The 25,970-nt window shown below is 69.4% G+C and carries 25 protein-coding genes; 6 read left to right on the plus strand and 19 right to left on the minus strand.

All coding sequences use genetic code 11. The features are described 5' to 3' along the window. Positions 1-57 precede the first annotated feature (57 nt). From C4T78_RS03590 to C4T78_RS03605, 4 genes are read left to right on the plus strand one after another with little or no spacing between them, the layout of a single operon-like run. Positions 58-1,047: a D-isomer specific 2-hydroxyacid dehydrogenase family protein gene (locus tag C4T78_RS03590; protein WP_093348495.1), complete on the plus strand. Its 990-nt coding sequence runs from the start codon at positions 58-60 to the stop codon at positions 1,045-1,047. Then, entirely contained in the window at positions 1,044-2,084 is a 1,041-nt protein-coding gene (gene vanA, locus C4T78_RS03595; protein ID WP_093347275.1) for a D-alanine--(R)-lactate ligase, read from the plus strand. The genes C4T78_RS03590 and vanA overlap by 4 nt, the downstream gene beginning before the upstream one ends. Next, a complete protein-coding gene (gene vanX, locus C4T78_RS03600; RefSeq protein ID WP_093347273.1) occupies positions 2,081-2,689 on the plus strand; it encodes a D-Ala-D-Ala dipeptidase VanX in 609 nt (202 codons plus the stop codon). Before vanA ends, vanX begins: the two co-directional genes overlap by 4 nt. Beyond that, positions 2,661-3,332, plus strand: coding sequence for a hypothetical protein (locus C4T78_RS03605; RefSeq protein WP_143185740.1), 672 nt, complete (start codon positions 2,661-2,663; stop codon positions 3,330-3,332). Before vanX ends, C4T78_RS03605 begins: the two co-directional genes overlap by 29 nt. A 7-nt stretch (positions 3,333-3,339) precedes the next feature. On the opposite strand, the gene C4T78_RS03610 is transcribed toward C4T78_RS03605, so the two are convergent. The 16 genes from C4T78_RS03610 to C4T78_RS03685 all read right to left on the minus strand — a co-directional run bounded on the left by C4T78_RS03610 (position 3,340) and on the right by C4T78_RS03685 (position 20,323). After that, on the minus strand, positions 3,340-4,431 hold the full coding sequence (locus C4T78_RS03610) for a sensor histidine kinase (RefSeq protein ID WP_093347268.1): 1,092 nt from the start codon (positions 4,429-4,431) through the stop codon (positions 3,340-3,342). Next, a complete protein-coding gene (locus C4T78_RS03615; protein WP_093347265.1) occupies positions 4,424-5,119 on the minus strand; it encodes a response regulator transcription factor in 696 nt (231 codons plus the stop codon). The genes C4T78_RS03610 and C4T78_RS03615 overlap by 8 nt, the downstream gene beginning before the upstream one ends. Before the next feature lie 456 nt (positions 5,120-5,575). Further along, positions 5,576-6,166, minus strand: coding sequence for a hypothetical protein (locus C4T78_RS03620; protein WP_093347262.1), 591 nt, complete (start codon positions 6,164-6,166; stop codon positions 5,576-5,578). 200 nt (positions 6,167-6,366) lie between these two features. Continuing rightward, positions 6,367-7,122 carry a phosphotransferase family protein gene (locus C4T78_RS03625; protein ID WP_218161461.1) on the minus strand — a complete coding sequence of 252 codons (756 nt, stop codon included), beginning with the start codon at positions 7,120-7,122 and terminating at the stop codon, positions 6,367-6,369. A 109-nt stretch (positions 7,123-7,231) separates the two neighbouring features. Next, positions 7,232-8,488, minus strand: a complete 1,257-nt coding sequence (fmdA, locus tag C4T78_RS03630; RefSeq protein ID WP_093347256.1) for a formamidase — start codon at positions 8,486-8,488, stop codon at positions 7,232-7,234. Positions 8,489-8,552: 64 nt separating this feature from the next. Next, a complete protein-coding gene (locus C4T78_RS03635; protein ID WP_093347254.1) occupies positions 8,553-8,843 on the minus strand; it encodes an FmdB family zinc ribbon protein in 291 nt (96 codons plus the stop codon). A 408-nt stretch (positions 8,844-9,251) separates the two neighbouring features. Next, positions 9,252-10,148, minus strand: a complete 897-nt coding sequence (locus tag C4T78_RS03640; protein ID WP_235863048.1) for an alpha/beta fold hydrolase — start codon at positions 10,146-10,148, stop codon at positions 9,252-9,254. 49 nt (positions 10,149-10,197) lie between these two features. Beyond that, a complete protein-coding gene (locus C4T78_RS03645; RefSeq protein ID WP_093347249.1) occupies positions 10,198-10,893 on the minus strand; it encodes an isochorismatase family protein in 696 nt (231 codons plus the stop codon). Next, on the minus strand, positions 10,880-11,548 hold the full coding sequence (locus tag C4T78_RS03650) for an SRPBCC family protein (RefSeq protein WP_093347246.1): 669 nt from the start codon (positions 11,546-11,548) through the stop codon (positions 10,880-10,882). The genes C4T78_RS03645 and C4T78_RS03650 overlap by 14 nt, the downstream gene beginning before the upstream one ends. Next, complete coding sequence (locus C4T78_RS03655; protein WP_093348492.1) at positions 11,545-12,075, minus strand: (2Fe-2S)-binding protein; 531 nt, start codon at positions 12,073-12,075, stop codon at positions 11,545-11,547. Before C4T78_RS03655 ends, C4T78_RS03650 begins: the two co-directional genes overlap by 4 nt. Before the next feature lie 76 nt (positions 12,076-12,151). Next, positions 12,152-14,575, minus strand: a complete 2,424-nt coding sequence (locus C4T78_RS03660) for a xanthine dehydrogenase family protein molybdopterin-binding subunit (protein ID WP_093347243.1) — start codon at positions 14,573-14,575, stop codon at positions 12,152-12,154. Then, complete coding sequence (locus C4T78_RS03665) at positions 14,572-15,459, minus strand: FAD binding domain-containing protein (RefSeq protein WP_093348489.1); 888 nt, start codon at positions 15,457-15,459, stop codon at positions 14,572-14,574. Before C4T78_RS03665 ends, C4T78_RS03660 begins: the two co-directional genes overlap by 4 nt. Positions 15,460-15,504: 45 nt before the next feature. After that, a complete protein-coding gene (locus tag C4T78_RS03670; RefSeq protein WP_093347240.1) occupies positions 15,505-16,908 on the minus strand; it encodes an MFS transporter in 1,404 nt (467 codons plus the stop codon). Between the two features lie 37 nt (positions 16,909-16,945). Then, entirely contained in the window at positions 16,946-18,217 is a 1,272-nt protein-coding gene (locus tag C4T78_RS03675; RefSeq protein WP_093347237.1) for an FAD-dependent oxidoreductase, read from the minus strand. A 262-nt stretch (positions 18,218-18,479) separates the two neighbouring features. Next, a complete protein-coding gene (locus C4T78_RS03680) occupies positions 18,480-19,262 on the minus strand; it encodes a maleate cis-trans isomerase family protein (protein WP_093348487.1) in 783 nt (260 codons plus the stop codon). Between the two features lie 14 nt (positions 19,263-19,276). Next, the gene (locus C4T78_RS03685; protein WP_093347234.1) at positions 19,277-20,323 is read right to left on the minus strand and encodes a 2,5-dihydroxypyridine 5,6-dioxygenase NicX family protein; all 1,047 of its coding nucleotides are present in this window, start codon (positions 20,321-20,323) and stop codon (positions 19,277-19,279) included. Positions 20,324-20,587: 264 nt separating this feature from the next. Here C4T78_RS03685 and C4T78_RS03690 point away from each other — a divergent pair, with 264 nt between their 5' ends. Then, positions 20,588-21,097, plus strand: a complete 510-nt coding sequence (locus C4T78_RS03690; protein WP_093347232.1) for a MarR family winged helix-turn-helix transcriptional regulator — start codon at positions 20,588-20,590, stop codon at positions 21,095-21,097. Positions 21,098-21,262: 165 nt separating this feature from the next. Here C4T78_RS03690 and alc (C4T78_RS03695) read toward each other — a convergent pair whose 3' ends face one another. The 3 genes from alc (C4T78_RS03695) to C4T78_RS03705 are packed head-to-tail and all read right to left on the minus strand — an operon-like array spanning position 21,263 to position 24,482. Next, positions 21,263-22,492 (minus strand): allantoicase, encoded by a 1,230-nt coding sequence (alc, locus tag C4T78_RS03695; RefSeq protein ID WP_093347229.1) that lies wholly within the window; start codon positions 22,490-22,492, stop codon positions 21,263-21,265. Between the two features lie 32 nt (positions 22,493-22,524). After that, positions 22,525-24,045 carry an AbgT family transporter gene (locus tag C4T78_RS03700; RefSeq protein WP_177247409.1) on the minus strand — a complete coding sequence of 507 codons (1,521 nt, stop codon included), beginning with the start codon at positions 24,043-24,045 and terminating at the stop codon, positions 22,525-22,527. Positions 24,046-24,062: 17 nt separating this feature from the next. Then, positions 24,063-24,482, minus strand: a complete 420-nt coding sequence (locus tag C4T78_RS03705) for an allophanate hydrolase-related protein (RefSeq protein WP_093348484.1) — start codon at positions 24,480-24,482, stop codon at positions 24,063-24,065. Positions 24,483-24,591: 109 nt separating this feature from the next. On the opposite strand from C4T78_RS03705, the gene alc (C4T78_RS03710) reads away from it, so the two are divergent. Then, complete coding sequence (gene alc, locus C4T78_RS03710; protein WP_309599254.1) at positions 24,592-25,968, plus strand: allantoicase; 1,377 nt, start codon at positions 24,592-24,594, stop codon at positions 25,966-25,968. The last annotated feature ends 2 nt before the right edge of the window (positions 25,969-25,970 follow it).

Genomic DNA, 25,970 nt, shown 5'->3' on the forward strand with positions numbered 1-25,970 from the left:
TGCAGCGAACTGGGTTCGATCCACAGCGGAGCGATCGCCGACCGTCGCGACCGAGCGATGGCCGGGACGTCGACCTCCGCCATCCCGGCGGTGGGGCTCACGGTCTTCGGGTGCAGCCCGGACGAAGCCGTCGTGTTCCGCGAGGCCGGGGCCCGCCTCGGTGCCTCGCCGACGATCGTCGAGTCGGCCGTCTGCGAAACCAATGCCGAACTGGCGCGCGGCAGCCGGTGCATCAGCGTGAACCACAAGGCGCAGATCACCGCCGCCGCGCTGCTGGCGCTCAGCGAGGCCGGTGTGGAGTACATCTCCACCAGAAGCATCGGATACGACCACATCGACCTGGATCACGCCGAACGCGTCGGCATCTCGGTGGGCAACGTCGCCTACTCACCGGACAGCGTGGCCGACTACACGTTGATGTTGATGCTGATGGCCGTTCGCCACGCGAAATCCACTGTCCGGCGCACCGATTCCCATGACTACCGGCTCAACGAGACCCGCGGCAAGGAACTGCGAGATCTGACCGTGGGCGTGGTGGGAACGGGGCGCATCGGCACAGCGGTGATCGACCGGCTGCGCGGCTTCGGGGCCCGCGTGCTCGCCCACGACAAGCCGTCTCACGCCGGCGCCGAGTACGTGGCTCTGGACGAACTGATCGAGCAGAGCGACATCGTCACGCTCCACACCCCGCTCACCGCGGACACGCACCACCTCCTCGATCACCACCGCATCAAACGGATGAAGACCGGTGCGTACGTCGTCAACACGGGGCGCGGACCGCTGCTCGACACCGAGGCCCTGCTGTCGGCGCTGGAGAGCGGCAGGTTGGGCGGTGCGGCGCTGGACGTGCTCGAAGGCGAAGAAGGGATCTTCTACGCCGACTGCCGGAACAGGCAGCTCGGGAACGAGGCCCTGGTGCGGCTGCAGCGACTGCCGAATGTGCTGATCAGTCCGCACTCCGCCTACTACACGGAGCACGCCCTGAGAGACGTCGTCGAGAACAGTCTCATCAACTGCCTGAACTTCGAGAACGGGAGAACAGCATGAGCAGGTTGAAGGTCGGAGTCATCTTCGGAGGCGCTTGCGAGGAACATCCGGTCTCGGTCAAGTCGGCGCGCGAGGTGGCGAGCAACCTCGACACCGAGAAGTACGAGCCGCTCTGGATCGGCATCACGACCGGCGGCGACTGGAGGCTCTGCGACGGCCCGGACGAGGATTGGGAGAGCGCCGCCGCTCGTCCGGTCGCGCTGTCACCTGACCGGAGCGCGCACGGCCTGCTGGTCATGGGGCGGGAAGGCTGCGAAGTGGTGCGCCTCGACGTCGTCTTGCCGGTACTCCACGGCAGGCTCGGTGAGGACGGCGCGATCCAGGGCTTGCTGGAGCTCTCCGGCATCCCCTACGTCGGCTGCGACGTCCAGGCCTCGGCCGTGTGCATGGACAAGTCCCTGGCCTACACCGTCGCCGAGAGTGCGGGAATCGCCACCCCGGTCTTCTCGGTGGTCGCGGAGGACGAGGAGGTCGACCCGGGGTGTCTCCGGTATCCGGTCTTCGTGAAGCCCGCCCGGTCGGGCTCCTCGTTCGGCGTCAGCAAGGTCACCCGAGCCGACGAACTGCCGAGCGCGCTGAGCGCGGCGCGGCGGTACGACTCGAAGGTGCTGATCGAGGAGGCCGTGGCCGGCGGCGAGGTCGGTTGCGCGGTCCTCGGGGAGCTGTCCGGCCTGGTCACGGGCGAGGTGGACCGGGTCGACCTCTCGCACGGGTTCTTCCGGATCCACCAGGAGGACTCCCCGGAGACCGGATCGGAGAACGCGACCTTCATCGTTCCCGCCGACATCTCCGAGGAATCGCGGCGGCTCGTCCAGGAGACCGCCAAGACCATCTACCGCGCTCTGGGCTGCGAGGGGCTCGCCCGCGTCGACATGTTCCTCACCGACGACGGGAGGGTGGTCCTCAACGAGGTCAACACCATGCCCGGCATGACGTCCTACAGCCGCTACCCGCGGATGATGGCCGCCGCCGGGGTGCCGATGCCCGATCTGATCGACCGGCTCATCTCGACGGCGCTGCACGGGAAGAAGCGATGAACGACGACTTCGGCTACGTCGACGAGCGGGTGCCGGGCATCCGCTGGGACGCCAAGTACGCCACCTGGGACAACTTCACCGGCAAACCGGTGGACGGCTACCTCGCGAATCGCATCGTCGGCACCCGCGCCCTGTGCGCGGCCTTGGAGGCAGCACGCGACAAGGCAGCCTCCCTCGGGTTCGGACTGCTCCTCTGGGACGGGTACCGCCCCCAACGCGCCGTCGACCGCTTCCTCCGCTGGTCCGAGCAGCCGGAAGACGGCCGGACGAAACTGCGGCACTACCCGAACATCGACCGCGCCGAGATCGTCGAGCACGGGTACGTGGCCGCGAAGTCCGGACACAGCAGGGGCAGCGCGGTCGACCTGACGCTCTACCACCTCGCCACCGGCGAGCTGGCTCCCATGGGCGGCGACCACGACCTCATGGACCCGGTCTCACATCATCGAGCCCGCGCAATCACACCGGCCGAGGCCCGAAACCGCGAGCACCTCCGCTCCATCATGGAGGACTGCGGATTCGACCGCTACGACCGCGAATGGTGGCACTACACGCTCAGGAACGAGCCCCATCCCGATGTCTACTTCGACTTTCCCATCATCTGACCGCCGTCTCCGCTGCATCTCGCAGTGGGGGTGCCTGGAGCGCAACGACGAGGTCGTCGTGCGGCGCACCGCGCTGTCCGGGCTGAAGGTCTTCTTGCCGCGCACCGATCCCTCGCGACTGCACGACTGGGCCGCCGACGGATACCGCTCGAGCGAGGAGTACCTGTTCTGGTCCCGGAAGGTCTGCGGTTTGGCGTGCCTGCAGTCGCTGCTCCACGGCTGGACCGACGTCCGGCTGACGATGGGCGAACTCCTCGCGCTGGCTCTCGACCGGGGCTGCTACGCGGTGGAGCCCTCCGGCAAGGTCCGAGGACTCATCTACCGGCCTTTCATGGCCTGGGTCGGAGAGCAGTTCGGATTCCACTGCGAACTGGTCGAGCGCACGCCGATTCGCGCGTCCCACCGGGCGGTCCGGCCTGGGCAGGTGCTGATCGCCTCGGTTTCTCCGGAGATTCGCGACCCGGACACCCCCGCACCGCAGCGAGGTGGTCACCTGGTGCTGGTCTACGCGGTCGAGGACGGGGTGGTGCGGTTCCACAACCCGTCGGGCTACTCGCACAACTCGGACTCCGCATCGCTGCCCGTGCACGTCTTCGAGCGGTTCCACGCGAACCGGGGGATCTTGATCAGAGCGACGTCATGACGGCTACCTACGAGACCTGCCGGTCTGTCGCGGGCAGTCGCACCGCGACGCGGAGCCCGCCTTCGGCGCGCGGGCTGAGCGAGAGCGTTCCGCCGTGCGCTTGCGTGATGCTCTTGGCGATCGCCAGACCGAGGCCGACACCTGCGTGGTCGCTGCGGATGCGTTCGGTGCCGCGCTGGAACGGCTCGGTGAGGGTGGCGACCACGTGCGGGCTGAGCTTGTGGCCGGTGTTCTCGACCACGAGCACGGCGTCCTCGGGACCGGCAGCGGTGCGGATCCGAACGGTGCCGCGTTCGGGCAGGTTGTGGACGATCGCGTTGTGCAGGAGGTTCGTGGTCAGCTGCAGCAGGAGCGCATGGGAACCGGTGGCCAAAGTGATGTCCCCGGAGGTTTCGATGGCGATGCCGTGCTTCTCGGCGAGCGGGAGGAGCGCCTCCGTGGCTTCTTCGGCGATGAGGGACAGATCAACCTCGTCCCGGGCGAAGGAGCGCTGGTCGGTGCGGCTGAGCAGGAGCAGCGCCTCGGTGAGGTCGATCGCCCGGGCGTTGACGACGCGGAGGCGTTCATCGAGCTCGCTGCTCTCCCGGTTCGGATCGTTGCGAGCGACATCGAGCAGGGTCTGGGTGATCGCGAGCGGAGTGCGCAGCTCGTGGGAAACGTTGGCCGCGAAGCGCTGCTGTTCGGCGACGTGCGCTTCGAGCCGCCCGAGCATGCCGTCGAAGGCGTCGGCGAGCTCCCGGAACTCGTCCTGGTGCCCCTCCAGCTCGATCCGGTGCGAGAGCGACCCCCGCGCGGCCGTGCGCGTGGCATCGGTGATGCGGGTCAGCGGGGCCAGCATCCGCCCGGCGAGAATCCATCCACCGGCGAAGCCGAACACCAGGAGGAACACGATCGCGCCGACGGCCGCCGGCGCGAAGTCGCGCAGCAGCTCGGTGCCAGAAGGCGCGATCACGATCTCACCGGCGTCTTGCGCCCGCTCCCGGTATCCGTCCAGGAACACCGCGAACGCCCCGAGCAGCACGGCGCCGGCGATCATGAGGAAACCGGCGTAGCTGAAGGTGAGCTTGAGCCGAACGCTCAGCCCAGGCGCCCTATCCACGTTCGCCGCCCTGGCTCCCGGCGTCCGGTCCCGTGTCGATGCGGTAGCCGACGCCGGGCACGGTGGCGATCAGCCAGGGTTCGCCGAGCCGCTTGCGCAGCGCGGAAACCGTGATGCGCACGGCGTTGGTGAACGGGTCGGCGTTCTCGTCCCAAGCCCGCTCCAGCAGTTCCTCGGCGCTGATGACACCGCCTTCGGCGGCCATGAGGACTTCGAGCACCGCGAACTGCTTCCGGGTGAGCGCGACGTACCGGCCGTCCCGGTAGACCTCGCGGCGGAACGGGTCCAGCCGCAGGCCGGCGAGTTCCCGCACCGGCGGCCTGCTGTGGGCGCGCCTGCGGTCGAGGGCTCTGAGCCGGAGCACGAGTTCCTGCAGCTCGAACGGCTTGGTGAGGTAGTCGTCGGCGCCGAGCCCGAACCCGGAGGCCTTGTCGTCGAGCCGGTCCGCAGCGGTGAGCATCAGGATCGGCATGCCGCTGCCCGAAGCGACGATGCGCTCGGCGACCTCGTCGCCGGAGGGCCCGGGGATGTCGCGGTCGAGGACGGCGATGTCGTAGGTGTTGACGCTCAGCATCTCCAGAGCGGTGTCGCCGTCCCCGGCGGTGTCGGCTGCGATAGCTGCCAGGCGCAGCCCATCGCGGATGGCCTCGGCCATGTAGGGCTCGTCCTCGACGACCAGCACGCGCATGCGCCCCATCGTAGGAGCGGGCGGATATCGCCGACGTATCGAAAACTCCGCCGCCGCTGCTGTTCCACACCCGCGGCGCGAACCTGGTGCGAAGCTCGAACGCCCACCAGCGCCACTGCCCGCCCGCGCCGGTATCGAGCTTGACGCCACCCGGGAATGTGCGGAGTGGTCCTCGGCCTCTGCGCGGGCATGTCGGGCGCTGTGGCCCAGGTGGTCACGCCGGAGGACCGGGCTGCGGGCGGGAGCAGCGCTGGCGGGTACCCACGCCGAGCCAGAACCGCCTCGTCCTCACCTGATGGATGCCCGCCGGGTGAGATGCTCGACGACTCCACTGCGCAGATCGTCTGCGCAGATCAAAGAAAGAGAGGAGACGACACGGACCGCGTGCACGTATCCGTTCGGGCACGGATCAGATTTTCGCGGGGAGAAGCATCCACACCGTGCCCGGCTAAGCGATCACCAGACCGGAGGGTGTTCCGGCTGCGCAATCTCGCGCGGTGTCGGTGGCAGGCCGCACTGCTGCGCGATGAGGCGGAGTGCTTCCCGCTCGGCGTCGGTCGCGCCTTCCAGGGCCACGGTCCGCCCTTCCTGAAGCGTGATCCACAGCTGGACCCACGTGAAACTGGTGTCCTCGCCCTGTTCCTCCCAGGTCACGAACTCGATCGGCGCCGGGTGCGCCAGCGCCGCGAGCTCACCGCGGGTGCGCTCCAGGACCAGGCCGGACGCGAACAGGTGTACCAACGCCCCGCCGGAGCGACCGCGCTGACGCGCTTTCCGCGTGGCGAGCGCGATTCCGCCGACCGCTCCCAGTGCAAGGACGATCAGCAGAACCCGGACGTACCACGGCATCGGCACGAAGATCACCACGGCGATCAGCACCCAAGGTCCGCCGAACCACAGGACGACGGCGTGGTTCTTCTCCTTCTGGTCGTCGCGCTGGTTGACGGGGAACGTGCGTTCCCACTCGCCGAGCCCGGCCCGCTCGGCTGCAGCCAGCGCTCGTTCGGTCGCCCGAAGATCGAGGTCCACATCCTCGCGCTCAGTCATCGCACCCCCACCGGCCAGCTCGCGACATCAACGAAGACCATCCCTGATCCGCCGGCGATTCGGGCACTTCCCGCCGCGTTCGTTGCGATGCTGTCACCCACGGCGGCAATCCGGCCGACCCAGAGCCCGCGGTCGAGGCCGGTCATCCCACCGTGGCAGGTGTCCGGTGTCGTTCAGTCGCCCCAGCTTCGACGCAGGCCCTAGGTTCCCCGCATCCGGGATCTGAGCACGTCGAATTCGCACCCCGGCGCGTCCGGGTCGAAGCCGTGCTCGATCAGCCAGCGCGACGCCACCAGGCTGCGCAACGACCACCAGGCTCGGATCACGTCCCGGTCCGCGCCGTCGCCGTAGCCGGTGAGCAGGTCGTCCAGGCGTTCCTCGTGCCCGAGCGTCAACGTGGCGAGGTCGAACATGGCGTCGCCGGGGGCGGCCTCGGACCAGTCGATGACGCCGGTGACCTCGTCGCCGTCGACGAACACGTGGGTGATCTGCAGGTCGCCGTGGATGAACACCGGTTTCCACGGCCGGAGCGCGGCCTCGGCGATCTCGCGGTTGCGCCGGATCACCTCGGCGGGCAGAACGGAGTTGGCGAGCAGCCACGCGCACTCGCTGTCGAGCTCCGCCGCCACGTCGTCGAGGCCGCGCCCCGGCCACGGCGGCAACGGCGCCTCGTGCAGCCGCCGGATGGCGGCGCCCGCCGCAGCCCACGCCGCCGGTGACGCGTCCGACGGTTCGCCGAGGACGCCGAGCGCCTTGCCGGGCACGGCGGCGATCGCGAGCACGGGCGGCTCGCGCCAGAGGATCGCCGGGGTCGGTACCGGCGCCATGGCCATCGCCCGCACCTCGACGTCGACGTGCGCCGGGTCGCCGTCGACCTTCAGGAACACCTCGCCGACGCGCAGCGTCGCGCGCTGGCTGTGGGCGACGACGACTTCAACCTCTTCCACACCGGCCATCCTGGCGCGAACGGCAGCCGATGTCGCCCGATTTGCGGGTGGCGGGACGCCGCCGCCCCTGCTCGGCGATGCTCGAACCGAGCGATCTCGCGGTCGTGACCGGCGCGGTTCACCGGTTCTCGGCGCGCGGGGCGCCGATGCCCGGATCGATCTGGAACGGTCCGGACGCCGACGGGCGCACGTCGAAGTCGAAGATCGCGGTCGGGAGGTAGACCGTCGAGCAGGAGTTCGGGATGTCCACCACGCCGGAGAGCCGGCCCTCGATGGGGGCCGCGCCCAGCAGGAGGTACGCCTGCTCGGGCGAGTAGCCGAACTTGGTCAGGTACTCGATCGCGTGCAGGCACGCTCGCTGGTACGACAGGTGCGAGTCGAGATAGCGCTGTTCTCCGTCGAGAGTGACCGAGGTGCCCGAGAAGGCGATCCACTCGCTGAAGCGCGGATCCACCCGACCGGGCATGAAGATCGCGTGCTCGTGCACGCCGTAGGTCTCCATGCCGCCCTTGATCAGGTCGACGCGCAGGTCGATGAAGCCACCCATCTCGATCGCGCCGCAGAAGGTGATCTCCCCGTCGCCCTGGGAGAAGTGCAGGTCGCCCACCGAGAGGTTCGCGCCGTCGACGAACACCGGGTAGAAGACCCGGGTGCCCTTGCTCAGGTTCTTGATGTCCTGGTTCCCGCCGTTCTCCCGCGGCGGCGCCGTGCGCGCCGCTTCGGCACCCACCCGCGCCCACTGGTCACGCGGCAACCCGCCCAGCACGGCTTGCTCCGCCTCGGGCGGGAGCGCCAGCGGCGGAACGCGATCGGGATCGGTGTCGATGAGGGCCATTTCCCGGGTGTTCCACCTGGCCAGCAGCTCAGCCGAGGGGGCGGTGCCCATCAGGCCGGGGTGGATGAGGCCTTCGAAGCTGACGTGCGGGACGTGCCGGCTGCTGGCCACCTGGCCGTTGAAGTCCCAGACCGCCTTGTAGGCGTCCGGGAACTGGTCGGTCAGGAAGCCGCCGCCGTTGTTCTTGGCGAAGATGCCGGTGTAGCCCCAGCCCTGACCGGCCAGCGGACCGGAGTCCTCCTGCGGGATCGGACCGACGTCGAGGATGTCGACGATCAGCAGGTCACCCGGTCGAGCGCCCTCGACCGCGAACGGGCCGGACAGCTTGTGGACCGTCAGCAGCGGTGCGTTGAGGATGTCCTCGGCGGAGTCGTCGTTGACGATGGCACCGTCGAACCATTCCCGGCAGTCGACGCGGAACGAGTCGCCGGGCTTCACCGTCGCGACCGGAGGGATCTCCGGGTGCCACCGGTTGTGCCCGAGCTTCTGCTGGTCCTCGAAGCGCCTGCCGGAGTCGAGCGGAAAGATCACTTCAGGCATGTCGTGCTCCTGATCGGGTCGTGACGGGTTCGGTCCGGTCTGCCTGGACCAGGTGGGGTCGGAGTCAGGGACGCGGCAGCTTGCTGTGCAACGGGTTCTGCGTCACCCGCGGCGCCGCACGGCGGGCCGGGCCCGGCGGCAGCGAGGTGACGACCGCCGGCTCGTGCGCCGACGCGGCGGTGGAGTCGATCAACCGGTACGCCGCGCTGCCGGCTCGGGACAGGCGCGGCGCGGTGACGCGCCGCCGGGCCGGTTCCCCGCACGTCGGGCAGGCCACCGACGCAGGCACGTCACGCATGGCGAAGTTGAGGTCGAACTCGGTGCCTTCGGGACAGCGGAACGCGTACAGGGGCATGGCGCTCAAAACCTCCGCGCTGAGCTCGGCCCGGAGTCCGGTGCCAGGTCGTCGTCGGTCGTTCCACCAGCACTGCTGGGCTTGCCCGAGGCCGCTGTGCGACGCATGCGCTTCCTTCCTCCTGGATTCACCTCGTCCGCCGGATTCACTTCGCTCGCGATGCCGGTCGACCGGCACGGGTTCGACCGCGGTGGCCCCGGGCGTGAAGCGGCCCCGCGGCGACACCGACCAGAACAACGGAGATTACGAGAGCGGCCGCGCCGGAGCCACCGGAGAGCCGCCACCGGTCACGGCGCCCCGGCTCTGCCGGAACGGTGCAGGTCAGCTGGCTACCGGACCGCAGCAGCCAGCCGGTGAGTCGCGGTCGGGTGCCGGGAACAGGATGAACGCGGCTGCTGGCACCGGCGGTCAGGTCAGCTTCCGCAGTGCGTCGCGCACTGCGGTGAGGGCGGCGTCGGGTTCGTCCCAGAAGACCATGTGCCCGGCTCCGGGCACTTCGACGAGTTCGGCCGAGGGATTGGTCTCGGCGGCTTCCCGTGCGCCCGCGGCGGTGACCACCGGGCTGTCGGCTCCGCGGACGAGGACCGCGGGCGCGGGGACCTCGGGCCAGTGGGCGAAGAAGTCCTCGGATTCGAACCCGGCGTGCGTTGCCGCGATCGCGGTCCGCGAGCAGGAGGACAGCCAGCGGGCGCGCAACTCCTGCTCCCTGCGGGGCCAGCGGGGCCAGGACTTCGCGACCTCGTCGGCGTCGGTGCCGCTGCGGGCCTGGTCGAGCTGGCCGAGGAAGGCTTCGAGGCTGGTGGGGTACGGATCCCTGCCGGGTCCGCTCATCGGCGGGTCGACCAGAACGACACCCCGCAGTTCGTGCTCGCCGGTGATCGCGGCCAGCGCCGCGATCCGCGCACCCATGGAGTGTCCGAGCAGGACGGGCCGCTCCAGGTGCAGCCCGGACACGACGGCATCGACATCCGCGGCGTAGCTGGCGAGGTCGTAGCCGTGCAACGCGGTCGCAGCGGAGGGGCTGTCGGAGAGCCCGCGGCCCCGGACGTCGAGCACCAGCGGACGCACGGGACCGGTCAGGCCTCGTGCCACGAAGTCCATCGTGATGGCGGGGCTGGTGATGCCGGGCAGGATCAGCACCGGAACGCCGTCGGCCGGGCCGTAGTCGAGCAGGTGCAGCCGGAGCGATCCCGAACGCACCCATCGGCTCACCGCGGGGACGTCGCCGAGATCGGCCAACGCGGGTTGGCTCAGCGTGCGGGCCGTCGGCGGCTCGGTCGGGATCAGCGGGAGGGACGTGGTCACGAGTGGCCTTTCTGGGTCGGTGGGGTCGGCTCCATCGCCGCTGCGCCGCCTACGCGAGGGACGCGGCGGTGCTGCGCTGGGGCAAGCCTTCGAAGTAGGCCAGCGCGTCGTAGAGGCCGATGACATCGGCGTACTTCGCTTGCAGGTCGAACAGGGCGGCATCGTGCGGGCCTCGCGCACGGTCACCGCAGGCTTCTCGCACGACGAGGGTGTTGAAGCCGCTCTGCACGGCATCGACCGCGGTGGCGCGGACGCAGCCGGACGTGGTGGCACCGCAGACCAGCAGCGTGTCGGTGCCCAGTCCGGTCAGCAGCGCGGCCAAGCCGGTTCCGTGGAACGCGGAAGCGCCCTTCTTCAGCACCAGGTGGTCGTCGGCGTGCTGCTCCAGCCGGGGATCGAGAGCGATCTCGTCGCTTCCTTCGCGCAGAGCGCGCATGCCCGGTGCTTTGCGGAGCCAGGCGCAGGAATCGCCGTCGGCCTCGGCGGGCGTGTAGCTGATCGCGGTGTAGATCACCGGCACGTCGTGCTGGCGGGCCGTGGTCGTCAGCACGGCCGCCGCGGTCACCTCCCGGGTGAGGTCGGACCCGGAGGCGAAGCCGGGCTCGGTGAAGCCGCGGGTCAGGTCGACCACGACCAGCGCCGGGCGGCTGCCGCGAGGAACGGCGGCGCCGAACCCCGCCCGGTCGTAGGTCGCATCGGTCTCGGCCCCGTGCAGGCCGGCGGAGCGGTGGTCATCGTCGGGCACGCTGCAACTCCTTGATCAGTCTGTCCTGGGTGCGGATCCGGCCGAGCAGCCAGCCCTGGAAGAAGCCGAGCGCCGCAGCGGCCGCCACCGCGGCGTACCGCCCGGCGCCCGGCGGGAGCAGCATCGCCAGCCCGTCGAGGGCATCGCCGCTGTCGTTCCCGGCCGGGGCGGGCGCGGTGCCGGCCGGGCTCGCCGGGACCGCGGTGCTCGGCCCCTGCTGCAGTTGGGCGGCGAGGTTGCGGGCGAACTGGTCCAGCAGCCGGTTGGACACGGTGCCGATCGCGCTCTTGCCGAACTGGGCGAGCTTTCCGCGCACGGACAGGTCCGTGCGCAGGTCGAGCGTCGCTCCCCCGGGAGCTTCGAGCACGGTCAGGACGACATCGGCCTCGGCATCGCCGTTCCCGTGGCTGTCCGCGCCCCGCGCGAGCAGGCGCAGCCGGCGATCGGCGGCAGCGACCTCGCTGAAGCGCACCGTGCCGGAGTACGCGGCGCTGATCGGGCCGACCTTGAACTTCACCCGACCGCGGTAGGTGTCGCCGTCGCGCCCGTCGAGGGTCGCGCCGGGCAGGCAGCCCGCCACCCGTTCGACATCGTTGATCAGGGCGAACACGGCGTCCGGGTCCGCCGGTACTTCGAGTTGGTTTTCCAGGATCACGGGGTCGCTTCCTTCTCGGCGGAGGTGGGGCACGCGGCGTCGGTGTCCGAAGTGGACCGCCTGCGTTCGGCGGTCGCGGTGATCGCGTCGACGATCGTCTGGTAGCCCGTGCAGCGGCACAGGTTGGCCGAGACCGCCTCGCGGATCTCCTCGCGGTCGGCGTCCGGCTGCTGGGCGAGGAAGCCCTCGGCGAGCATGAGGAATCCGGGGGTGCAGAACCCGCACTGCAGTCCGTGGTGGTCGCGGAACGCCCGCTGCAGATCGGAGAGCTCGCCGTCACCGGCGAGCGACTCGACCGTGCGGATGTCGCAGTTCTCGGCCTGCACGGCGAACATCAGGCAGGCTCGCACCGGTTCGCCGTCGACGAGGACGGTGCAGGCTCCGCACACCCCGTGCTCGCAGCCGACGTGAGTGCCGGTGAGACCCAAGTCGTGGCGCAGGGCGTCGAGCAGCGTCTTGCGCGGTTCGACGAGTGCCTCGTGCGCCGCACCGTTGACGTTCAGCGCGATCAGGTGTCGCTCGTTCATCTTGTGCAGGTGGCGCGCCCCCGCGGTTGCTGCCTCGGGGAGGAACCACCCCACCTCCTTTCGCCAGTTGCGCTGATCAAGCCCGCACCGGTTGTTCCCGCGCCGCGTCCAGCGCGGCCAGCACGGTCTGCGGGTGCACGGGCGTGGTGTCGAGTTCGACCCCGGTGTGGCGCAGTGCGTCGTTGATCGCGTTCAGCACGGCGGCCGGCGCACCGATGGTGCCGCCCTCGCCGGCACCTTTCGCGCCGCTCTCGGTGAACGCGCACGGTGTTTCGAGATGGGTGACGGTGATGTCCGGGATCTCCGTCGCGGTCGGCACGAGGTAGTCGATGAAGCTGGCGGCCGAGGGTTCGCCGTTGTCGGCGTAGGTGACTTCCTCGAACAGCGCTCCGGCGATGCCCTGAGCGATGCCCCCGCGGCACTGGCCGTCGACGACCTGCGGGTGGATCACCACACCGCAGTCCTCGACGCAGGCGTAGCGCAGGATGCCGATCCGGCCGGTGCCCGGATCGGCCTCGACGACCACCGCGTGGGTGGCGTTGGAGAACGTGCCGTCACCGGCGACGTCGAAGCTCGCGGTCGCGGTCAACGTCGGTTCGACGCCCTTGGGCAGCAGGTGGCTGCGCAGGTAGGCCACCTCGGCGATGTCCTCGAAGGGCACTCGCCGCGAGGGGTCGTCGATCTGGACGACTCCCCCGTCGCCGTCCAGGCGGACGTTGTCCGGACGTGTCTTGAGCAGGTGCGCGGCGATGGTGCACAGCAGCTCGCCGAGGCGCCCGGCCGCGACGGACACGGCGGAGCCGCCGATGGTCACCGACCGCGAGGCGAAGGTGCCCCACCCGTAGGCGATGCGCTCGGTGTCGCCCTGCCGCAGCTTGACCTTGTCCAGCTCCAGCCCCAGCCGGTCGGCCGCGATCTGGGCGAGGGTCGTCTCGTGCGACTGCCCGTGGTTCATCGTGCCGCTGGTGACCACCACCGCTCCCGTGGTGTCCATCCGGATCTCGGAGACGTCGAAACCGGGCACCACCTGCATCTTGCGCTTGGCGAAGGCGTCGGAACCGTAGCCGGTCCGCTCGGAGAAGCAGCAGTAGCCGATGCCGATGTGCCGCCCTTCCGCCGCGGCCCGCTCGCGGAACTCGTACCAGCCCTCCTCGCGGAGCGCGGCCTCGGCGAGGTCGAGCGATTCCCGGTAGGTGCCGGGGTCGTAGGTGACGCCGTTGACACCGGTGTAGGGGAACTCGGTGATCACGTTGCGCCGGCGGATCTCGACCGGGTCGATGCCGAGTTCGCGCGCCGCGCGCTCCATGACGCGTTCCATCGCCATCACGTACTGCGGTCGGCTGACCCCGCGGTAGGGGGCGGTCGGCGCCTTGTTGCTGGTGATGGCGCGGCCGCGGACCCGGTAGGCGGGCACCCGGTAGACGCTCGGCATCTCGGCGGAGGCCATCAGCGGTTCGATGCCCGCCGTGAACGGGTAGCAGGAGTAGGCGCCCATGTCGCAGACGACGTCGACGTCCAGCGCGGTGATCCGGCCCTCGGCGTCGAACGCCGCGCGGGTGCGGTAGCGCTGCTCGCGGGCCAGGAACGCGGCGGTCAGCGCCTCCCGGCGGTCCTCGATCCACTTCACCGGCCGGTCCAGCTTCCGGGCCGCCGCCGCGACCGCGATCTCCTCGCGGCCGACCACGCACTTCTGCCCGAACCCGCCGCCCATGTCGGGGACGGTGACCCGCACGGTGCGCTCCGGCACGCGCAGCGACCGGGCCAGCACCGTGCGCACCTGGTGCGGGACCTGCGTGCAGGTCTGCACCAGCAGCTGGTCGTCGCGATCGTCCCAGGAGGCGACCACACCGCGGGTTTCCAGCGGCAGCGCGTTCTGCCGCCCGCTTCGCGTGACGACCTCGACCACGCATCCCGGCCCGGATTCGGCGGCCTCGAACGCGGTGTCGACTCCGGGTGTGTCGAACATCGACACGTCGAGGAGGACGTTCCCGGGTGCTTCCTCGTGCACGAGCGGTGCGTCCGCGGCGAACGCGGTCTCCTCCGAGACGATCGCGCCGATGGGTTCGAAGGTGACCGCCGCCGCTTCGATGCCGTCTTCCACGCTGTAGGGGTCGCGAGCGATGACCACGGCCACCGGTTCGCCGACGAAGCGCACCTTCTCCTTGGCGAGGACGGGCATCGCGGTGGGCGCGAACTCCTCCGGCGGGCGATCGAGCAGGGCCACGATGTCGCCGAGGTCGAGGTCCTCAGCGGTGTAGGCGGCCACGACGCCCTCGACCGCGCGAACCGCGGAGAGGTCGATGTCGAGGATCCGCCCGTGCGCGACGGTGGAGCGGACGAAACCCGCGTGCAGCATCCCGCTCAGCTGGACGTCGTCGATGAACCGCCCCCGACCGCGCAGCAGGCGGGGATCCTCGCGCCGGGGCACCGCGGCCCCGACCCAGCGCCTCCCGCCGGACTGCGGAGATCCATGTCGGACACCGGTGTCGCGTCCGGTCATCGCGTCACTCCTTTCTCCCACGCCTCGTGCAGGGCCCGGGCGACGAGCGTCCGGGTGAGCCGGCGGCGGTAGGCGCCGGTACCCGCTGCGTCGTCGGGTGGATCGATGGCCGCGGCGGCGGCCTCCCCGCACTCGGTGAACAGATCCGGCCCGGGGACACCACCGGCCAGCACGGCCTCGGCCTCCGGAATCCGGACGGGCGCCGGGGACACGCCCCCGAGCACCACCCGCCCACCGGCCAGCCGATCCGCGTCGGCGGCGTCGAGCGAGACCGCCGCGTCGACGATCGCGAAATCCCCGTGGCGGCGGGCGAACTCGGTGAGCGCGGCTCGCGGCGCCGGTCGCGTGAAGCGCACTTCCACCACGACCTCGTCGGGTTCGACGGCCGTGGCGTAGAACCCGTGGAACATCTCCGCTGCCGGGATCTCCCGTTGCCCGTTCGGCCCTTCGGCGACGATCACCGCGTCGAGGAGCAGGGCGAGCAGGCACCACTCGGCGGTGGCGTCTCCGTGCACGACGCTGCCCGCGACGGTGCCGCGGGAGCGGATCGGCAGGTGCCCCACCCACCGCATCGCCCGGGAGATCACGTCGAACTCCGGGCCCAAGGTGCCACCGGCGGTCTCGACGGCACGATGGGTGCTCAGCGCCCCGATCCGCAGCTGCGAGCCGTCGCGCCGGATCGCGGTCATCGCCGGATCGCGGCGCAACGGCCCCAGGTCGACCAGCACCGTCGGCCGGGCGAGCCGGAAGTTCATCATCGGGATCAGGCTCTGGCCACCGGCGATGAGCTTCGGCTCCGCTCCCACCGCGGCGAGCTCGCCGAGCAAGCCGATGGCATCGGCGACATCATGCGCCCGGTGGTAGCTGAACGCAGCGGGCTTCACGCGGTCGACCTCCTCGTTGTTCTTCACTGGCAGCGGTTCTCGGCGTCAGCGCACCGAAGCATCCGGCGTCGCAGGGGTTTCCACAGCCGACGACGCGGGATCGGTGATGCGGTCGAGTTCGCGCCCCCGGGTCTCCGGCGCGGCGACCATCATGAACACGACCGCGGCCACCACGAGCACACCGAGCACGGTGAAGGTCAGCGGCAAGCCCAGCACCGGCCACAGCACGCTGCCGAACAGCAGCGGGGCGAAGCCGGTGACGGCGCGGCTCGACGACGACGCCCAGCCGAAGCCCGAAGCGCGCAGCTCCGTCGGGTAGAGCTCGGAGACGTAGGCGTACATGACCGGGATGACCGTCAGCGCGAACAGGCCGAAGGCGCCGATCGCCACGACCGCCAAGGAAGGTGTGCCCAGCAGCAACGAGAACACCACCAGCAACACCGCCATGGCCGGGCCCGCGGTCGCGATGACCCGCTTGCGGCCCACCCAGTCCACCACGAGCACCGCCAGCACGACGCCGACGATGCCCACCGCGTTCATCAGCGCGGTGGAGGCGAAGGCGGCGATCTCGCCGAAGCCCTCCGCCTTCAGGATGGACGGCATCCAGCTCAGCGCGGCGTAGTACACGAGCATCACGCTGGTGAACAACGTCCACGACACCGCGGTGATCCGCGGGTTGAAGGCCCACACCCGGCGGAGCTGGTCGAACGCCGCCGCCAGCGCCCCGCCGCGGGTGTCCTCCGCGACCGCCGCCGGAATCACGTAGGGCTCGGGCTTCGCCCCGGTGCGCCGGACGAGATCGTCGATGACCGCGCGAGCTTCGTCCTCGCGGCCCTTGCGGACCAGGTACAGCGGGGATTCCGGCACACCGCGGCGCACCCAGATCAGCAGGACCGCAGGCAGGATCATCAGCACCAGCATCCAGCGCCAGTTGCCGTCCACCGGGACGAGCAACGTCGCCGAGACGCCCGCCAGCGTGGTCCCCACCGGCCACCAGCCGTCCATCGCCGAGAGCACCCGCCCCCGTTGTCGGCGGGGTGAGAACTCGCTGACGATCGCGTAGTCGACCGGGATGCACCCGCCGAGACCGACTCCGGCGAGGAAGCGCAGGAGCAGGAAGATCTCCAGGTTCGGCGACAGCGCGCCGACCGCGGAGAACAGCGCGAAGAGCAGCAGCGTGATGCTGAACGCCCGCTTGCGGCCGATGCGGTCGGCCACCGTCCCCCAGGCGACCGCACCGACGGCCATGCCGATCAGGTTGGCGGTGGCCACCAGTCCCTTCTGGCCCGGTGACAGCCCGAACTCGGTTCCCACCAGCGGGGTGAGGAAGCCGTTCAGCGCGACGTCCCAGGCATCGAACATGTAGCCCAGCCCGCCGATCAGGAAGATCTTGCCTTGCACGCTCCATCGCCAGGGCAGGTCCTGGACGACTTGGTCTCCGGTACGCATGAGTCACTCCGTTGTGCTGTGGCGGCGGCGTCACGCGTCAGCGTGCGAACTGGTATTGGATGGATTCGGTGTCCGGGTCGGTGAGCGGGCTGCCGCTCCACAGCCAGTCGTAGGACACGTCGGACTCACCGTCGAAGCGACGCAGCTTCTCGTCGCGCTCACGCTGCTCCGGGCCGTCGGGCAGGTGGTAGAAGCTCATGTTCTGCAGGGAGGCATCCTGAACCATGCCCGCGTGCTTCGCCCGTCGATCGACGTAGCGGATCAGGGCCGCCTCGATCCCGTCGCGGGTCACCCGGCCCAGCTCCTCGGCGAGCACAGCGGCGTCCTCCATCGCCTGGGAAGCGCCCTGCGCCTGGTAGGGCAGCATCGCGTGGCAGGCATCGCCGAGCAGCGCGACCCGCCCGTCGACCCAGACCGGGTCGCGGCGCCTGCGGTACATCGCCCACACCGACACGTCCTCGTCCTTGGCCTTGGCCAGCACGGCCGGCACGCGGTCGTCCCAGTCCTGGTACTCCGCGGCGAGCTGCGCCGCGGTCGCCGGGCCGCTCCAGTCGCGGGCGATGTCCTCGGTGCACGGGACGATCGCGACGACGTTGAGGTACTGGCCGCCGCGGATCAGGTAGTGCACCAGGTGCTTGTCCGGGCCGTACCAGATGGTGGAGTGGAAGCGGTCCACGAGGAACCGGGTCGCCGGGTCGGCGGCCACCAGGTCGCCGGGGATCAGCGCGCGGTAGGCCATCTCCCCGGAGAACTCCAGGGTGTCGTCGAAGCCCGCCAGATCCCGCACCGCGGACCGGATGCCGTCCGCTCCGATCACGACGTCCCCGGTGAACCGGCGCCCGTCAGCGGTCAGCACCGCCGGGCGCGCCGGATCGGTGCGGTCGAGGTCGACCACCTGCGCCGAGGTGGCGACCTCGACCACCGGCCCGGGGCCCGTCGGGTCCAAGCAGGCCGCGAGCAGGACGCCGTGCAGGTCGGCGCGGTGGTAGTGCCAGTAGGGAGCCCCGTACTGGTCGATCACCCGCTGCCCGAGCGGCAGCTGGCCGATGATGCTGCCGTCCGCCCAGCGGCGGCGGACCTGGTCCTGCGGTTCGGTGCGCACGCGTTCGAGCTCGGCGCGGAGTCCGAGGCCGATCAGGATCCGGCTGGCGTTGGGCGCGGTCTGGATTCCGGCGCCGATCTCCCCCAGCTGCGGGGCCGCTTCGACCACGGTGACCCGCAGTCCGCGCTGCCGCAGCGACAGCGCGGCGCACAGGCCTCCCAGACCGGCACCGACAACAACGACTTCGAACGACTGGCTCGCAGCCACGCTGGCCTCCTCGTCCTCGCCGGAACCGCGCCGGATTCAGGTGATCCGAACACGTACTATCCGGATATGCAAGGTCTTGTTTGAAAAGGATTTGTTCGCAGATGATTACCGTTTGACGCGCACTTGATCGGCGCGAAGAGAGCGCGAGCGATCAGGATGCGGACGAGCGAGCACGAGCTCGCAACGGGTGAGAACGCGCAGCCCGAGGAGCCGGGGACGCCCCAGCGGGGGCAGCCCCGGCCACGAGCGTCGCGCGCCGGGGTCAGACCGCGTGCGCGGGAACTCCCGGGGCGGCGACCGCTCCGCTGAGCAGCCTGCCCGCACCGGGCACTCGGGGTTCGAGTCCGAGCTCGGACAGGATCCGGAAGGTGGTGGCGGTCGCGGCCGAGAGCACCGGGATCCCCACCTCGTCCTCGACCGGCTGGATCGAGGGCAGGGACGGCATCTGCACGCAGGCCGACAGGACCAGCGCGTCGGCGTTGGACAGGTCGAGCTTGCGGTGGTGCTCGCGCAGATCGGCCGGATCCAGCCGCGCCACGGCGAGGTTGTCCGGCACCTCCAGCGAGAGCGCGTCCACCACCTCGATCCCGGCGTCCTCGATGTAGTCCGCCACCGCCTTGGTCAGCGGCTTCATGTACGGCGTCAGGATCGCGACCTTGCGCGCGCCCAACGCACCGATGCCGGACAGCAGTGCACCAGCGCTGGAGACGACCGGGGCGTCGGACCCCTCGGCGCGCAGCGCGCGGGTGATGTCGTCCTCCGCGGTGCAGTGGTAGCCCGGCCCCTGCGCCATGATCGCCACCAGGCACGCGGTGACCACGACCGACGGGCGGGCGTCGGCCAGTTCCGCCGCCGCTCGCTCGGCCTGCGCGTTCATCGCCCGCAGTTGTTCAGGGGTCACGTGCCGCATCCGCGCCCGGGCGGAGTGGAAGATGAACTGCTCCGCCGGATCGATCTCCTGCCGAGCTCGCAGCATCCGCGGCAGCTCGGTCTCCATGGTGAGGTTCGAGCTGGGCACGATCATCCCGACGTGGTGCTCGCGCACCGCCGCGCCCGCGCTCATCGGCCACCGGCCGGGCGCATCTCGGCGACGGTCAGCTCGCCGGCGTCGACGATCAGCTCGTCGTCGAGGTACAGCGAGTTGCCGCGCATCGGGATGTCGAAGTGGCAGGCGGTGTCGTTGGGGCCGCCCAGCTCGTTGTTCGGCCCGATGGAGAACATCACGTTGCCGTAGAAGCTGCGCAGCTCCATGCCCATCCCGCCGGGGAACTGGGTCAGGCCGTGCCAGTGGGCGCGCTCGTCGAGGCCCCAGCCGACGTGGCTCATCCCGTAGCCGCGCGGGTCGTCGAAGCTCTCGATGTAGGAGCGCAGCAGATCGGCGTCCAGCCCGGAGGACCCGGCGCCGCCGCGGATGTCGCGGATGAAGCCCTCCTCGATGGTGATCTCCACCGGGGTCTGCACGTAGGTGTTGAACGGCAGGAGCACGTCTCCGGGCGAGAGCACGATCTTCCCGTCCACACCGTCGTCGGCTCCGCCGGTGAACACGAACGCGGCCGGCCAGTGGTCCCATCGCCCGGGGGTGTCGGTGTAGCCGTACTCCGACAACGTCGGGTACATGCCGAGCTTGTAGGTGACGTCGGTGCCCGCCGGGCTGGTGATCCGCATGGTGCTCGCCTTGGCCAGCAGTTCGGCGCCGATCTCCACCCGCTCGCGCAACTCCTTCGTCGGCATCAACCGGGCCAGCAGCTCCGGCGGCTCGACGGCGGTCAGGATCCGAACCCCGGCGTCCTGGATGGCGAACTGCTCCTTGCTGAACAGCAAGAAGGTGCAGTCCACGACCATGTCGACGCCCTTGAGCGCCTCCACGGCCTTGGGGATGTTCCCGAGGCCGGAGTCGCCCACGGCCCACGCCCCCGAAGCACTCGCCGGCGAGGGCAACCGCATGTGGAACGCCGCGGCTCCCAACTGCTGCGCGGCCCACAGGAACGCGTCCGCGTACGCCGCGCGCTCCCCACCGCGAGTGAGGACGACGACCGTCTCCCCCTCGTGCACGCCGGACAGGCGCAGCTGCTGCAAGCAGATGTCGTTGAACAGGTTCTGGTCCACCGTTGACCACCTCCGAAGTTAATCCGAGCACGTATTATCCGGAGGCGCAAGAGTTGTTTTTCGCAGCACCTCCGCGTACCGGGCCCGCGCGGAGACCGACCGTTCGGCCGACCCGACGAACAGGACGACCCCGTTGCACGAGCCCGCGCTGCACCATCCGGACGGGCCCGCCACAGCCCGGTCCCGCACCCAGGCACAACCATCCGGGCACGTATCATCAACGGGCACCTGACCCAGGTGCGCGAGCCGCATGGGAGGAACTCAATGGGGGAGCCAACGCGCGCGGGCCGGCGCGCCTCGGGTGCGTCTGCCGTCGATCCGGCACCGCCCGCCGACCTGCTGGCCGCCCCCGGCTACGGCGCCCGTCGCCTGTACCAGGCCTACCTCGCCGCCTGGAACCGCCACGTCGACTCGGTGCTGACCGGCCCGCAGTTCGCGGTGCTCTCCGCTGTCCGCGCCTATCCGGGCAGCGACCAGAGCTCACTGGCCGACGCCGCCGCGCTGGACACCTCGACGATGGCCGACCTGTGCCGCAGGCTCGAGCGGCGAAACCTCATCCGGCGCGTCGAATCCCCGCGCGACGCCCGCCGCAAACTGCTGTCCCTCACCGAGGAAGGCGAGGCGGTGCTCACCCAGGTGCACCAGCGCGCCCGACGACTGGACGAGGCACTGCTGGCAGGCAACGACATCGCCCGCGACGCCGACATCGCAACCCTGCTCAACACCCTCGGCGCCCACTGGGAATCCGTCGCAACAATCGAAAAACTCGACTGAGCCGAACACACTGCCCCGGCAGCAGGCAGCCAGCGCATTCCAACCAGCCGAAGCATCCCGGGCCGCCCGCCTCAGCGAGCAACTCCCCCTGCAGCCAACCCGACCACTTCGACCACGGACGGCTCGGCCAGCACCAACGCTCCTACGAACCCGGAGCGCTCTCCCTCATCCAGATGGGAGGAGCCCGCACCTACTCTGTCGGCCCAGAAGGACGGCCAGTGCTTCAGCGACTTGTCCGGAGCTACCGGAGGGCAGTGCTTCCAGCGCAGCGCAGACGTTCTCCGCGGTGTCGAATTTCCGGGAGTCGGCTAGCTCGACGGCCGTCTCGGTGGTCGCGCTGAGTGAGGTCAGAGCCGCGATAGCGTTGGCTCGAGGCAACGAGTCCAGCCAGCGGATCGTGGTCGCTTCCCGGCCGAGCGCGTCGAGCTCACCGATGAGCTTCAGCCGTGAAACTCCTCCGTCTGGGTAGATCTCCAGGCGCACGTGGGTGGTGGGACGCGGTTCGGGGACGGAGAACCAGTGCGCTGCGTCGTGCAGTCCGCTGGTTCGCGGCAGCAGTTCATACCACGCCCTCGGGTCCGCGAGGTCCCGCTCCTCAGCATCGCATCCGAGCACGCGGAAACTCTCCGGAGCGTTGCCCCGGTAGTAGGTGGTGTCGTACTCGACGTGCCGGACGACGCCCCTGCCGCCCAACCGCAGCTCGATCCAGTCATGCCCGGGACCGCGTCGCCGGGTCGATTCCCACCCCTTTTCGTGACGCAGCATCGGTGTGGGCGCGTTGATGTTGAAGGGGTTCCCGAAGAACTGGTCGCTGCAGCCGAGCACGACGCCTCCGTTCGCTTGAGCTGCCAGGTCCAGCGATACCCCGGCGAAGCGGCGCGGGTCTGGGACGACGTCACCGAGCACCCGCAGGCGAGCGACTCCGCCATCGGGGTGGATGTTCAGTCGCACGTGGGTGAACCGGTGCTCGTTCGCCACCAAGAACCGGTTCTCGCTGTCCCGCTCCACGGGAGTTTCCGTTACCAGAGTCGTCCATTCGAGGTCGTCCCGGGTGACCAGCTCCTCCGGAGGCAGATAGCCCTCCGCACCACAGGCCTGGATCGAGATCGCCTTCGGGCAGTTCCCCTTGAAGAAGCTCGTGTCGATGAGGACCTCCCGGACGATCCCCGGAGCGCCGAGGCGCACGATAACCCAGTCGTTGCCCGGGTTTCGGCTCCGGCGGGTTTCCCAGCCGTCGTAAAGCTCGCCGCGGAGTCCGATGTGGTCGGCGTACGACTTCGGAGGCAGCGGGTCGAGGAGGTGCTCCTTGCTTCCGAATGACTCGTCGTTGGCAGCGATGACCGCGCCGCCCAGCCGGATCGAGGCGAGGTCGACGTGGTGGGCGAGTTCTGACATGTCGTTTGACCTCCAGGTTCGCGGGACTTGGATCAACGCGCGCCGAGCTCGACTCCGGCTCCGGGGCCAAGCGGCAGGTCGAGGAAGTAGAAGATTCCGAGCACGCCCAGCCACACTGCGAAGTACGGAATGACGAAGATGGCCAGCCGCGTCATCAGCGTTCCCAGCCGCAGGCCGGGTTCGTACTCCCGTGCCATGCTCAGCAGAACTACCAGGAATACCGACATCGGGGTGATCAGCGTCGTCGTCGAGTCCCCGATCCGATGTGCGGCCTGAATCACCGCCGGCGACAGTCCCAGGAGCATCAAGCTCGGAACCATCACAGGACCGACCAGGGACCACAGCGATCCACCGCCGGTGATCACCATGTTGAGGGCCGCCGAAACGCAGACCATGACCAGCAACGCCAGGAAGCCGTCAACGTGCAACGACTTGGCCAGATCCGCCAGTCCGATGGCCAGAACACCGCCGAGGTTGCTCCACGTCAGGACGCCGAAGACCTGTGCGATCACGAAAACGACCACGGTCGGGCCTGCGATGTCCCGCATCCCCTTGGTCATCAAGACCTGGAGCCCGTTCTCCTTGGTCAGCGTCCCGGCGACCAGACCGAAGACCACACCCACCAGCACGAAGGCCGCTCCGATGACCGCCACCAGGTTCTCCAGCAACGGCGAGGAGAGCAGCGTTCCATCGACGCCGTGGAACGGCGTACCAGGGACCAGGGTGCCAACGGCGAGGAGCACCAGGTATGCGCTGACCGCGGCCATCGCCATCACGAGACCGCGCCGCTGCTCAGGTGCCAGCTCGACGCGTTCCGTCAGCACTTCCCCTCGGCCCGGCAAGCGCGGTTCGAGCACGTGCGCGATCAGCCAACCACCCACTAGCGGGAAGATCAGACCCACTGCGGTGGTGAAGAAGTAGTTCATCGCGATGTGGACGTCCACGGGCGGCAAGCCCGGGACGAGTTGCACAGCCGCTTCGGTGATCGCGATGTAGGTCGCGTCCAGCGTGCCGATGACGAAGCCGCCTGCATAACCGCCCTGCAGGCACGCGTAAGCACCGATCAGGCCGGCCAGCGGATTGCGGTCGGCGGCCTTGAACGCGACCGCACCGAGCGGCGCGATCACGAAGTAGGACGCGTCGGAGAAGACGTGGCCCTGCGCCGCGACGAACGCCACCGCGTAGGGAACTCCCCGGTCAGGAACCCGCGAGAGCAGCCAGCGCACACCTGCTTCGAGGAACCCCGTGCCCATGGTGACGTTGACCGCCATCACCATGACGAAGATGTTGCCGAGCCCCGGAAATTCGATGAAGTTCGTGATGACGTGGCCGAGCAGGTACAGGAGCCCGTCCAGGGACAGCACCCCGCGAACGTCGAGAACCTGATCTCGTCCGGGAACGGTGACCGAGGCGCCCAGCACATCCGCGATCGTGGATGCAAGAGCGACCAGGACGAACAACCAGCAGAACAGCACGAACGGTTGCGGAACACGATTGCCGACCTTCTCGAGAACGGCGAGGAAGGAAGCGAAACCCTTCGCGGCACCACGCACTACCCGAGATCCCGCCATCATCTGCCCCCGTCACGCCCGGACGGCTTGCCACTGGTCGGTGGAACCTCGTCGCGGTAGTTGCGCCAACCGCCGTAGCCGGTGATGTCTTCGTACTTGCCGGGCAGACGTTCGGTTCGTCGGAGCAACATCGCCAACGACGACGTTCCGTCCTCCAGCTCGATGACACCGAGCTCCAGCTCGGGCGACTCGTTGGGCAGGAACTGATCGCGCAGCCGATCCAGCGGGACATCGTAGACCTCGCCCCAGATCGGGGCACCGCCGTGCGACACCGGCCACAAGGCCGGAAACCTGTTGCGCACGCAGACGAACCGATAGTGCGGAGCAGTGCGCAATTCACCGACAAATGGGCAACCCTCGATGTACCGATGGGCCCCGCCGCCGCGCAGAGCACCTCCGTTGACGAACAGGTGGACCACGATCAACCTCCAGAAACAAGTCGCCCCAGGAGAGAAATAGAAACTCGAGAACACAATTCGGCCACGAGTCGAAACGCCGGTCGCCGCCCCGCACGACGGACCAGCATCGGTGTTGGTAGACAGCTTGCGATCAGCGGATCCCGCGTTCAAGAGCCGCGTGCGTATACCAGAGTTGTATACGCGCGACGTCTTGAAACGGGCCGCCCACCTGGCAAGACTCGACTCCACCGACGGACCGGTTCCCCTCCGTCCGCAAACTCCTCTCAAAAACAACACGAAAGGCCGCACCGTGGTCGATTTCGCCCATTTCACGGATCTCGCTTCCCGCAACATCGGCGGTAGCGTTGTCATCACCAACGACGAGTTCTTCGTCGAGAAGGAGAATCTGATCAAACCGGAAGCACCCGTTTCCTGCAAAGGGCAGTCCGGGAACCGCGGTGGGATCTACGACGGCTGGGAAACCCGCCGCAGGCGCACTGCAGGACACGACTGGGTCGTCATCCGGCTGGGGGTCCCCGGAGTTGTGCACGGCGTCGTGGTGGACACCGCGTTCTTTCGGGGGAACTACCCCGACCGCATCTCCGTGCAGGCATGCGCGCTGGACGGATACCCCGCTCCGGAAGATCTCGCGGATGCCGAATGGGTCGACATCGTCCCGGAGACACCCTGCGAAGGCGACTCGGAGAACGCCTACCCGGTGCACGATCGGACCAGGTTCACGCACGTGCGGTTGTGCATCCATCCCGATGGTGGCGTCGCCCGCCTGCGGGTGCACGGAGAAGCCGTGCGCGACCCGCTCGACTTCAGCGGGCTGTCCTGGGACCTGGCCGCTCTCGACAACGGCGGCCGGGTCATCGAGCAGAGCGACGGATTCTTCAACCCGGCGTCGAACGTCATCACCCCCGGGACCGCGCGCACGACCAAGGACGGGTGGGAGACGAAACGCCGCCGCGACGACGGCCACGACTGGTTGACCGTGTGCCTCGCAGCGCCAGGGCACATCCACCAGGCGATCGTGGACACCTCGCGCTACATCGGAAACGCGCCCGACTCATGCGCACTTCTGGCATGTGATGCCTCGACCGACGACCTGAACGACCCGACGGCGTGGTGGACGCTAGTGGCGCGCCAGCGGCTCCAGCCCGATCAGGTCCACCGCTTCCACACCGAAACCCAGAAGCAGGCCACCCATGTACGCCTGAACATCTTCCCCGACGGAGGCCTCTCCAGGCTGCGCCTGCTCGGCTACTGCTCCGACAGCGGAGCTCTCGAACGGGGCATTCGCTGGATCAACATGCTTCCGGAAGCACAGCTGCGGACACTACTGTCCCAACTGGACATCTCCGCCCCGCAGGTGGAGAAGTTCGTCGGCGCACGCCCGTTCACCACGCTGAGCGACGCTGAGGCGCTGCTCGATCAGACGACGACGGCGGCTCTGCGCGCACGCCTCGGCATCACGCACGTCGACAGCGACGCAAGAGGGTGATC

Origin of the sequence: Saccharopolyspora kobensis (assembly GCF_900108315.1) — a bacterium.
Classification (GTDB): Bacteria; Actinomycetota; Actinomycetes; order Mycobacteriales; family Pseudonocardiaceae; genus Saccharopolyspora; species Saccharopolyspora kobensis.